The organism is Methanoculleus chikugoensis (assembly GCF_900095385.1).
In the GTDB taxonomy this organism is placed as follows: Archaea; Halobacteriota; Methanomicrobia; order Methanomicrobiales; family Methanoculleaceae; genus Methanoculleus; species Methanoculleus chikugoensis_A.
In genome coordinates this window covers 1-455 of the sequence record NZ_FMID01000048.1, presented here as the reverse complement: position 1 = coordinate 455, position 455 = coordinate 1, and the positions used below count along the sequence as shown (strand labels likewise).

General features: G+C 52.3%; 2 protein-coding genes. Both read left to right on the top strand.

The features are described 5' to 3' along the window. Window positions 1-233, top strand: a 233-nt coding sequence (locus L21_RS14475; RefSeq protein ID WP_256713039.1) for a hypothetical protein, incomplete at its 5' end; no start/stop codon positions are given. Next, window positions 125-455, top strand: a 331-nt coding sequence (locus L21_RS14625) for a transposase (RefSeq protein ID WP_394329529.1), incomplete at its 3' end; no start/stop codon positions are given. The genes L21_RS14475 and L21_RS14625, both read left to right, overlap by 109 nt.

Here is a 455-nt window from a genome sequence, read left to right as displayed (position 1 = left end):
TGACCACCGGATGCTCCTGGCTCGATGTTCCAGCGAACTACGGCACCAAATCGACGGTTCACCGGTACCACCTCGAACTCTGCGAGAAAGGCGTGTACCAGGCGATCTTCCTCGACCTTCTTCAATCTGGCTACGAGATCAAAAAAATCGATCTCTCACACTGTGCGACCGATACCAAAGATATCCAAGCAAAAAAAGGGGATCGACCGGCTATGATGGCTATAAAAAGGTAAACGGGAGTAAACTGAGTGCTCTGGTCGATCGGAACGGCCTCCCGCTTGCCTGCACGGTTGCACCGGCAAATACCCATGATTCCCGGCTCTACGAGCCAACTCTCGAAGCATTTGAGATTCCCGAGGTGCAAGTTCGTCCCAGGATCATCTCCGCAGATGCAGCCTACGATGCCCGGGAGATCCGACAATACAACCGGAAACGAAGAATCAAAAGTAATATCC